The 10,292-nt window shown below is 38.4% G+C and carries 8 protein-coding genes; 1 reads left to right on the forward strand and 7 read right to left on the reverse strand.

The window, feature by feature from the left end; translation table 11 throughout:
- Positions 1-368: 368 nt before the first annotated feature.
- From F0220_RS31100 to F0220_RS31120, 5 genes are all read right to left on the reverse strand, one after another.
- Positions 369-1,601, reverse strand: coding sequence for a hypothetical protein (locus F0220_RS31100; protein ID WP_091036796.1), 1,233 nt, complete (start codon positions 1,599-1,601; stop codon positions 369-371).
- Between the two features lie 199 nt (positions 1,602-1,800).
- Positions 1,801-2,067 carry a hypothetical protein gene (locus tag F0220_RS31105; RefSeq protein ID WP_091036794.1) on the reverse strand — a complete coding sequence of 89 codons (267 nt, stop codon included), beginning with the start codon at positions 2,065-2,067 and terminating at the stop codon, positions 1,801-1,803.
- A 186-nt stretch (positions 2,068-2,253) separates the two neighbouring features.
- Entirely contained in the window at positions 2,254-3,399 is a 1,146-nt protein-coding gene (locus tag F0220_RS31110; RefSeq protein ID WP_149847054.1) for a hypothetical protein, read from the reverse strand.
- Positions 3,399-4,277 (reverse strand): S1 RNA-binding domain-containing protein, encoded by an 879-nt coding sequence (locus F0220_RS31115; RefSeq protein WP_149847055.1) that lies wholly within the window; start codon positions 4,275-4,277, stop codon positions 3,399-3,401. The genes F0220_RS31110 and F0220_RS31115 overlap by 1 nt, the downstream gene beginning before the upstream one ends.
- 169 nt (positions 4,278-4,446) lie before the next feature.
- Entirely contained in the window at positions 4,447-7,575 is a 3,129-nt protein-coding gene (locus F0220_RS31120) for a type IV secretory system conjugative DNA transfer family protein (protein WP_149847056.1), read from the reverse strand.
- Positions 7,576-7,830: 255 nt separating this feature from the next.
- Here F0220_RS31120 and F0220_RS31125 point away from each other — a divergent pair, with 255 nt between their 5' ends.
- Entirely contained in the window at positions 7,831-8,184 is a 354-nt protein-coding gene (locus F0220_RS31125; protein WP_100526668.1) for a hypothetical protein, read from the forward strand.
- Positions 8,185-8,316: 132 nt separating this feature from the next.
- Here the strand turns inward: F0220_RS31125 and F0220_RS31130 are convergent, their stop codons facing one another.
- Both F0220_RS31130 and F0220_RS31135 read right to left on the reverse strand, forming a co-directional pair.
- The gene (locus tag F0220_RS31130) at positions 8,317-9,699 is read right to left on the reverse strand and encodes a helix-turn-helix domain-containing protein (protein WP_149847057.1); all 1,383 of its coding nucleotides are present in this window, start codon (positions 9,697-9,699) and stop codon (positions 8,317-8,319) included.
- A gap of 315 nt (positions 9,700-10,014) precedes the next feature.
- Positions 10,015-10,260, reverse strand: a complete 246-nt coding sequence (locus tag F0220_RS31135; RefSeq protein ID WP_101314347.1) for a hypothetical protein — start codon at positions 10,258-10,260, stop codon at positions 10,015-10,017.
- Positions 10,261-10,292: the final 32 nt, after the last annotated feature.

Here is a 10,292-nt window from a genome sequence, read left to right on the forward strand (position 1 = left end):
ATACTTCCTTCAATAATACATTCCACTCCCTTAAGTATACATTCTACTCCCTACAATATACCTTTTACTCCCACCAACATACATTCCACTCCGTTCATTAACATACATTCTACTCCGTGATTCTCGCGAAATATATTTTATATTCGACCGAATAATCCACAGTTTTTAAACTTCCATCTCGCTATTTGTGCGTTTCATTCTGGAGGGTAAAAAAACAAGAACAAGAAATAAACCATGACGGAGTAAAATGTATGGTTTGTTAGGGAGTAAAATGTATGTTATTTTACGGAGTAGAATGTATGTTGAACATTGGACCAGAAATAAATAGTAAACAAAAATTGTACTTAGAGAGCCTGTACCAACAGCTCTCAAAGCATTTTTTGGGACGAGTCAAGTTCAATTGCTCCCGTCTTGCCTCGGTGACCCTGAAGCCACTCACTTGGTGTAAACTCAATATGGGTAAACTTACGTTTGCTTTTGCACATTTTGAAATCAGAGATGATATCTGCATCCAACAGGTGCGCAAAAGATGTTTCGATCGTCCGAATGGTCCTCGCACGATTAAAATTCGCATCATTTCCATCTTTCAGAATAATATGATCCATGAGCTGATCCAACGAGAATGACGTAGTCCCATTCTCAATAGCATCTAAAATATTTAAATAAATCATTCTTGCATAGGAGGTGGGCAACTCATTGTAAATCACCATATTAATGAAAAGATAATTGCCAGCCAGTAATGAATCATGTAGTACTTCATGGAAAGTTATTACTGCAGCTCGTTCCTTTCCTTCCTCTTCTTGAGTCCGTGCAATCCAGGCTAAACTCTTAATCGGTCTATGTTGAATCGTAGCAGAGTAGTATTCAGAGATCGCAGGATCAAAATATTCCTTGTACTCTATCCACGTCGCTGCGATATTTTTTAAACTCTTATGAATTAGTTTGTACTCTCCCCCAGAAGGTTTCGTAATCATAGCCTCGGCAAGGTCCTTAAATTCGAACTTGATTTGTTTATTCTTGCCTTGATTCAACCACAATTTAAACAGCCCTATTAACACTCTTGTATCATACGTATTTAATAAAGCCCCATTATCATTCTTGTATATCATAGGACGGAAACCACGTCGTTCTAACTCCAGGATATCCCCTCCTGTAAGTTTGTTCATCCCGTGAGGTGTTCCACTAAGAAAGAGTCCGCCTTTAATTAAATTTTTCTCTAAGATATGAGAATGCGAGTTATATTGTTTTCTATATTCCCGTTTCATTTGGATTGCCAGTTCAATCGCTTTGATAATTAAATCATGATGCACCTGTTCTAAGCGATCTGCTTCTGTAATTTTTTGACCGGAGCTTTGTATCGTTAAGTACCTCTTTAATAGCTCCCTCTCTTTATCTCTATATTTCTCCAATAGGGGTTTCAACTCGTGCAGATTACTATTCATAAACCCTTTTGAGATAATCTGCAAGTCGCTCTGAGTAAGACTCTCAATTTTCTCGGAATCTATTCCAACTTTTTGCATGGCAACCGTTTTTTGAGCAAGGGAAGAAATCTCATTGGATATTAGGTCTTTAAATTTAGACATATCTTTACTCACCTTCATTCCGCAGAATTCTCCTTTGTATTGTAATAGCTCGGCAGCATTAAGTCTATTATCCGAATCTTTAATAGGTTAAAACCCTACAACCTTGGTGCTGTCGACCAAATTACATAATTCGCAAGATTTACCTAAGATTCATGGCACAAAACATTGTGATTATGAAAAAACCTGGCTGAATGCCAGGAAAGTGGGGACACTTCTATTAGTTCAATACATCTTTATAATATGTAAGAAGATGGTCATTCGCTCGTTTCCATTCCAAATCATCCACAATGTCATGTAGCTCAGACGATGCACCTTCGGTTTCGACTACTTTAAAAAGGTTATATGATGTATCACTTGTGCTTGCTGCCACGTAACCTTGTTCCTCAATATAAAACATCTTCAGATACTTAAGCTTCGTTCTAGTATCCAATTTATCGCTAATAATAATTAAATCAACCGGAAAGTTCTCAAAATTACCACTCATCTTCTTCAGTCCCCGTTCTAATTTATTTATATAGTTCAGCTTGTATCTACATTATTAAAAGTAATAATTATCAAATCATAACAATTATATTCACACTCTAAATAAATGAATATAAGTTGTCAACTAAAACCATCAGGTTATGAAAAAGCAATTATTTGTCTTTGAAGACACCCTATCTCGCCTATATTAAATATCGTCATCATCTTCAATATCTGGTTGCAAATTTGAATAATACTCCGAAGCCGTCATCCCCTTGTATCCTGCTTTCAAATACGGTATGGAAACACCGATCAAAGAATCCTTTTCCATATGGTAATTGATAAACGTTTCTGGTCCAATGCCAGAAAGTAAACGTTCATCCGTAGTGTAGCGAACCTCGACACTTGGCATATACTTTCGTTGCAATTCAGAAAGAAACTTAACCCGGCTATCTCCATCCACAATCATAATAACCCGGGTTGGTCTTTGATGTTCGGGTAAGAACGTGAACGCGAGTTCCATACGCTGAAATCTCGTAATGACTTTGTTGATCCAGTCTCGAGATGGACGAAATACCTCTATCCAGAACAATTTAAAATCATTTATATCTTTAATGACTCTAAAGGAGGCATAAGGATAATGATTAGACTGGGCATTGGGGATTTTGATAGGCGGACGTCTGGTCCATTCAACCAAGCGGTCAATCCGCACCAATTCGCTATACAATTCATTTGCCGCTAAATCCAGAAAGAAAATATCCATAGATGGAGATCGCCCAGGTGGGAAAACGATCGGTTGGAGCCAGAACTTGTCTGGAAGTCTCTTTTGGAAAATAAGTTCAGCTGCTTGTGCGCTTGCTTTAGTTAAAGCATATACTTGAGGCTTTTTACGCTGCTGAGCACCAGTTAAAGGTGAAACCCATGAAAAGGCACATATAACTCCATTCTTCCTGCACTTTTTAATGAAATCAACCGTACTCCGATCATCTTCTTGACCTGGATTTAAGGATCTGTGTATCTGACTTCTTGTTGCTATTTTAATAGTAGAAAGCAGATCAAGTAGTTTAACTTCTTTTTCAGTGAAATGGCCATCTGATAACCTCGTTTCTAACCAGTACTGACCATTTCGTATCCCTTCATTTGCTTTAATGAAGACTTGCTGTGCATACGGATCGCTAAATAATCCAAACTCAGATCCGTCTGGCAGTAACATTTCTCCAATGTCTCCTGGGGAATCCTGGCCATAAGGATTCATTTCTGGAGGTACTGTCTGGAATAATGAAGCAGGATGTTGCTTCGCATGCAAATCAGATCCAGATTGTTCAAATTGAAGAACTCTTGAATTTGTAACCATTAGTGTATCACACGAACGCCGCGTCTATTTCCAGCATTGATGGATCTCTGAGGAAGGATAGTGATGGCCTTAATTCGTCTATCCCGGTGATTAATCTCGAGGATTTTAACGGTTACTTTTTTCCCTTTCTTCAACACATCCGGATTCGCGTTTGGTGGGAAGTTCGTGCGAACAGTTAAACCAGATACACCAACAAGCTCCAAAAACACACCATGCTCTGGGTGAATTTTAGTAATAACCGCTGTGTATGATCCGCCTTCTTTGTAGTCGCCAATTTGTCCCCATGGATCTCTCGATAGAACTTTCGCGTTGACTTCAAGAAGCCCACTTGGGTTTTCCTCTGTAGGAGCTTCGAGTTTCGTAATTTTAATATCGAGAGTATCACCGATCTCGAATTCGCTTCGCATATCTTCAATATAAGAGTAACTAACTTCCTCACTGTTCATCACGACTGGAACACCTTCAACGAGTAGATACAGGCGAGACATATCAATACCACGAATAAATCCGACCATAACTTGTCCTACTTTAGCAGACTTCCAAAAACGCCTTGCAGAAACCTCAAGTGCTTGAATCCGATCAGCTAAAAACCAATGGCCCTCGATATCCACCGTCTCTACAACAAATTCGAATTCTTTTCCCAGAAAATGATGAAGTCCTTTGAATTCGTAATTATCAATCCGGGACTTAGGAAGATAACCAAAAACTCCTTTGTAGTTGAGTTTTAACATTTCTTCCTTTTTGTCACCCAAACTCAATGTTTCTAATCCGATAGCTTCAGCATAAAGAACTTGTTTCACACGCTGCGATTCTTTAATATCAGCCCATCCTAGTTTTTCATCCCCAACATTATCAAAGCGTTGTTCAATTTGGCGCATAGTTACCCCTCAGCTTTCCTAATCTATTTGAGAATATACATGTTCGCCCGGAAAACAAAAAAAGAAGCACCTCGTACACATGTCGATGACATGTGTGCGAGGTGCTTCCCCGATCCGAACTTATTCAATTACTTATAATAGTAATGACAATCTTCCATATTGTCAACTATCAATCATCGTCTATAACAGTGCTGTCCAATTTGGTTATTCGGGACTGAGCTATTTCTTTTTGCTTAGTTCGGGCACCCCTCCCCGTAGCAACTAAGTCGCTAAGTTCCGGATCAATAAAGGTGTTAGAAAGTTGATCCGCTTGACCTGTCCTAGTGGGTAACTGATGTTCAATGTATTTTTTTGTTTGATCAGTTGTGTTCTGTTCAGTCACTTGATCTATTTCGATATCCTGAATCCCCCAGCCTTCATCTGAATCTATTAGTTCTGGTTCGCTACCTAGATCTTGCGGATCCATGTTCTTGTGACCTAGTTTTATGAATAAGTCATTCAATGAACTTTCAACACCTGAAGGCAGTGAAAGGCTCAGGTCTGCGGACTGTTGATCATCTTTCGAATCAGTGTTTTCTGAAACAACCTTATCTGTCATGGGCTTCATACTAATATCCTGTAATGTTTCTGAATAAAAACGATAATCCTCTTCATCCTCCAGTAATAAATTGATTGATTTCGGAGGTGTAGTACTTGAACTCGTTAGGTTGAACGTCTCCTCTTCATCCACTGGAATCAATGCAGGTTCTGACTCTTTTTCTTCTAAAGGATTGGTTGTAGTTTGACCCCGATTCCTTAAGAAATCATCCATGGCTACCACGTTAGCTACTGATGAATCAAGCATAGCTGCGGACTGCTCCGTTTCATTGTATTCACGTGTCATCATGGATGGGGAAGTCGGTAACAGTTCCACCAGATCTTCTTCTTTCTGTTGCACTGGCTGCTCTGAGATGTCCGCAGATTCACGTTCACCCGTATCGTCTGCTGCTTTATCGTTGAACAACGGCTTTAATAAGTGGATGTGAGCCAGTTTGTGAGCTGCAATAGCCAAAGGTTTGTGGTCTTTCGTCTCGAATTCAATTTTACCGATATTCATAAACTTCGAAAGGTATTTAGTTTCGGTAATAAACTTACCGTACGCACGGGTAGGGGCTTTCACACTACCATCTGCATCAACGAAATCAACAATGAAGTGTTTGAATTCTTGCTCCTTTATATCCGTTGGAGTGAATCTCGCTGCAAGGGTTCTTTGCATATTATGCCGCATCCCCCAGGACTGGTTAGGCATACTGACCGGTGTCATTGACTCATTGGAAGATTCTTCGACCTGCACTTCTTCACCAAAGTTATTAGAGAAGCGCTCATTATCCTCATATTCCCCTCCCCCAAATACGGTCTTATTCCGCGCAGAATTCAGCACAGTGTTGTCATATCCCTGCACAACAGCTTTCAGCTGACCCAGTGACTGAATTGCAATAAGCGTTCCGACTTTAAATGAACGACCAAGTGTTAACAAACGCACAAAAGCTTCGTTAATGTATAGTGGGAATTCATCGATATTGAGGAAAACAGGACAGCGTTTATACCCATTTTCTTCTGGTGGACGTCGAAATACAGAGGATTGAAATTGACGAATAAAGAACTGTCCAAAAGATAGACTTAGTTCTTCTAATTCACCAAGTGCGGTATTAACCAGAAGCACGCCTCCATCTTGAAGGAATTGATCTATATTTAATGCCTCTTCCCCTTCATTAGCCACCATGAGTTGGGATAACATTTCATTCATGACGATATCGTTTAGATACTTTTTACCACCGGCAACGTACTTGTCTTTTTTGTTTTCAATGATTTGTTTACCTTCGTATTTGTGCCCTGATGGATAAGTCACCGGATGAACGTTTTGTTCTTTGTCTCGGAACGTTTTATAATCCAGGACCTCACTTTCAAAGTATGATACGATCCTGTCGTAGCGCTGGAGAACAGATTTCTTGTTTGGGTCAAGTTCTGGATCAGCTTGTTCGCTATCGATTGCTTTACGAACTTCCTCCGTGATATTCGCAAGGTACCGAGGATCCGTGTACATCTGCTGCATTTGTACAATGGAAAATAAATCTCCATAACGGATTTTTCCTAACATCGTATACAAACTTGCCGTTTCACTTTGCTGACCTTTAAAGAATTCATCTTGGTCACCTGCCAACGCATCTAATACGCCTCTAAACGTTTCAGCAGCTGACTCTAGTGGTCCAACAAAAGGGTTAAACTTAATAGATCTTACCAAATCGGTTGGATCGACAATTTTAATTTTATGGTCAGGTATCCCTAGTTCTCTGCAAAGCTTTTGCACATCTCGGATCAAATCACCTTTGGGTTCGAGAACAACAACACCTAACTTCCTACCTCTTGCGATTCGAATTAAGTCTTGAACGATACGTATTAGAATAGATGTAGAGGTTTTACCAGTACCGGTAGCACCAACAATCAACTCGTGTAAATATCGTGAGCCTTCAGTCAATACGATAGGTTTGTTCGTATCCTTCTCCCATCCGACAATCACGTCAGATGATTTACCACGCAGCGTGAAGGACTGGCTTGCAAGTAAAGAAAACTCCCAGTTGTAAAACAGTAACTGGAGATCTTCATTTCGATAGAATTCTTTTGCAACTATGTACACTGCAAAGAGGGAGATGAAAACAGGAATACACATAAGAACAAACCCAAAGCTCTCCATAGACCTAACGACTAAATAGTCTTTGTCCGATTGAACAGTCACAAAGAAGTCGAAGAGGTAGTTTCGCACATACCAAGAAAAAACAGCTGTGAATGAGCATAAGAAAGGTATTCCAGACAGAATTGCAGCAGCTATTCTTCCTTTTTTGGAAGTCCAGCTAATTAAAGTCTTATACCCCCGCATAATGGGTTGGGTTACCGTGGAATAGATCCAAGTTAAGATAGGAAAATTTAACACGATCAGTATCCACAACGTTTCATAATGATGAAGTGGAACATAAATGAAATCAAGTAACATGATTAACAGTGTAGGAGGTTCTTCAAAGAAAACGCTTAAAAAACCCATAGTCCCGGAATCCACATTAAACCATTGTGCAAAAAAAATAAGAAATGATGAAAATCCGAGCCACATATTGATGACAATCATCATTGTGACTATAATCGTATGAAAATAAATACGATACCACTCATCCAGTCGCTCTCGGTTGTCGATCCACCACTTCCTTATGAACGATCTTAATTGGGGAGGCATTCTTTCATCTGTATTGTTGTTAGCAACCTTTTCCATTGGCATCCTCCTTCTACCTCTTATTCTGATTATGAAATTGAAACCTTGAAAACCTGTTAAAACAAAAAAAGAAGCACCAGCTATAGCGAAGGCTCGCTATAACTGGTGCTTCCAGTTTCCGAATATTCAATTTCTAGTTTCATTATAGCCCCTTGCTAAATGATAGACAAGAGTATGTTACTCAATGTTTTGACAATTGAATAGAGAATGGGTTAGTTTATACATTAGGAACGTATTTAGAAAGGCGGTCCAGTAATGTCTGAACGTAACATGGATAACAATAACTCCAGGAAAATTGTAATACTGAACGAATTAACTGAAATTTTAAAAGCACGTGAGCCTATGGATTATAGTGAAATCAATCCTGCTCTAAATCCAAATGTAGATGCTGAATACATAGCTAGCTTGGATGAGAAGAAAGAAGTTGAAGTTAAAGCACTACAACAAGCTTGGGAACAACTTGAAGAATTGCTATTCAATGATTTACAAATTACACTACAAGAGAAAAATCAATTAGTTACCTATCTTGGCCAAAAACTTAAAGAAGACAAACAGAAGCAAAAAAGTCGTGCTAAATCACGTACACAAGTTTGGCGATCAAACGAATGATAATTGACAGTAGAAGCACCTTAGGGGTTATCTCACCAAGATGCTTCTATTTTTTGTCGCTAGGTTGGTTAGTGAGTACACCAACATTTAAAAACGAGATCTTGAGTCATTCTCTAAGTCCAATGGATTTCCTTAATACCGTAAGTGAGGGAGAATCGAAAAACTATTCTGACTAAAATACGCCTGTTCATGAAGATTATCATTAAAAATGCTAAGAGCCTCTTCATACATCGTACCCCTATTGTCAGAACTGTTTAACTTCCCGAGTTGATATAAAATATGTGCTTTTTGAGGTGAGCGATCAGACCCTTGAAAAAAGCTGAGTGCCTTCTCAAGAGCACAGCGCTCCTTTATCGCATCTTTGCTAACTTCTCTAATAAGCAACGCTTCTAGTACATATGCTCGGTATCCTTCAGAGAACGAATATTCCTTAATGTATTCCTTACATGTGGCAAGTATACTCTCCGCTACGAGATATTCTTTTTTTTCTATTTCCAGCTCTACTAACATGAAAAGACATCTTACTTTCTGGGACACAATGTTTTCGGGAACTGTAACAGCAGTAACCTCTCTTAAATATTGAAACATATCTTCAATAATAAGATGTGGTTTAACACGATACATTACAAAAATGAACTCTAGTGAATTAAATAGACTTGCTAAGTCGCGTTGTCTTTGAAACCAGTTCATCGAACGAAATAACAATTTTCTAGCATTCTCATATTCTTCTTTGAGCCAATAGGTTATGGATAATAGGTAGAGTGCATGATAATAAGCCTGTTCGCTTCTTCCTTCAATTGTTTCAATACAAGTTTGTACGTGATATTCGGCAAGATCCATATAACCGATGTGTATATAGATAAGAGTTAAGTTATAATGTACATTCGAAATATCTAAACTAAGAACCCTGTCATCTTTTTCAACGAAGTTTAAAGCTTTTTTAAGTGTTGTGATCGCATCTTTAATATGACGCTCCTGTAACTGAAGCGACGCAAGAGCATTATAGGTGCGTATCTTTACTTCAACGCTATCTTTATCATAGACTTCAGCATTAATTACTTCATTATAATACTCCGAGGCCATGTCATAATCCAACAGCTCTCTATAGTATTCTCCCCAAAGAAAGTTAATGTGTATTATCATTTTCTTAAATGATAGTATTTCTATATTTTCTTGCAGTTCATGAAGAGAAGTTTTCAACCCGTCCAATAAACCTACGCTGAGACGATGTTTCGCTAAGCTTATTTGCTGTCTAATATTTTCTTGTTCCGTTATATATTGATCCGATTCATCTATAATAAATAACTCAACCGGTTCTTCTAATGCACCTGCAATGTCAACTAATTCTTCAAAGGGAAATTTAGCTCGTTTACCCTTTTCGATGTTGCTCAGTTTACCTGTAGCATAACCTAGTTTATTGGCGAGATCGATAAGTGTATATTCTTTTATTTTCCTAATTTCACGGATTTTTCTCCCTACTGATTCGGGATCAAGAGCTCTCTCTCTTTCCAGCATTTAATTCATCCTCCAACAAACAGATCACTATTTTATCATTATAGCGCTTATCGTTTTTTCTGTAACTGTCATCCACTTATGCTCATATTTTAGAAGTTCTCTCTGATCAAAATAGTCTTCAAAGGCACCACTTGAGGAACCAAGGAGAATTCTGTGGGAAAACCTCATAAATAAATTGGAGGAACGTGGAATTATGCCGTTTGGTACAGGTATGAATGTTCTAAGGTGGCAATTGCTTTCGATTTATTATTTTCATAGACCCTATTGTATCTAACGATATCACTCGAGATAGTCAAACATTAATCTCGGAAATATTTATTTCCTTACTTTTATATTAATCATAGGTTGATCATCGATTAACGTTTGAATTCTACATTGGATATTTTGTATTTCTAAGTTCAACTGTTCTTCATCTTCTCTCTGATTGCATGAGATACGATCATCTGAGTAGTATGAGGCAAAATAGCTCAATTCTGATTCTAGAAGACTAAGTACTAATTGGAGAAACTCAATTTCGCTAAGTTCTTCCTTATGGTTTGATGGAACTTTATGTAGGGTCAAGTGATTACCTCCTAATTCAATAGGTGGAGCAC

It is taken from the genome of Paenibacillus sp. 37, assembly GCF_008386395.1.
Taxonomy (GTDB): Bacteria; Bacillota; Bacilli; order Paenibacillales; family Paenibacillaceae; genus Paenibacillus; species Paenibacillus amylolyticus_B.

Bases quoted from the DNA above. Each gene is read 5' to 3' on its own strand.
- F0220_RS31105 (WP_091036794.1), bottom strand. From the start codon at position 2,067: ATGAGTGGTAATTTTGAGAACTTTCCGGTTGATTTAATTATTATTAGC.
- F0220_RS31100 (WP_091036796.1), bottom strand. From the start codon at position 1,601: ATGAAGGTGAGTAAAGATATGTCTAAATTTAAAGACCTAATATCCAAT.
- F0220_RS31110 (WP_149847054.1), bottom strand. From the start codon at position 3,399: ATGGTTACAAATTCAAGAGTTCTTCAATTTGAACAATCTGGATCTGAT.
- F0220_RS31120 (WP_149847056.1), bottom strand. From the start codon at position 7,575: ATGGAAAAGGTTGCTAACAACAATACAGATGAAAGAATGCCTCCCCAA.
- F0220_RS31125 (WP_100526668.1), top strand. From the start codon at position 7,831: ATGTCTGAACGTAACATGGATAACAATAACTCCAGGAAAATTGTAATA.
- F0220_RS31130 (WP_149847057.1), bottom strand. From the start codon at position 9,699: ATGCTGGAAAGAGAGAGAGCTCTTGATCCCGAATCAGTAGGGAGAAAA.
- F0220_RS31115 (WP_149847055.1), bottom strand. From the start codon at position 4,277: ATGCGCCAAATTGAACAACGCTTTGATAATGTTGGGGATGAAAAACTA.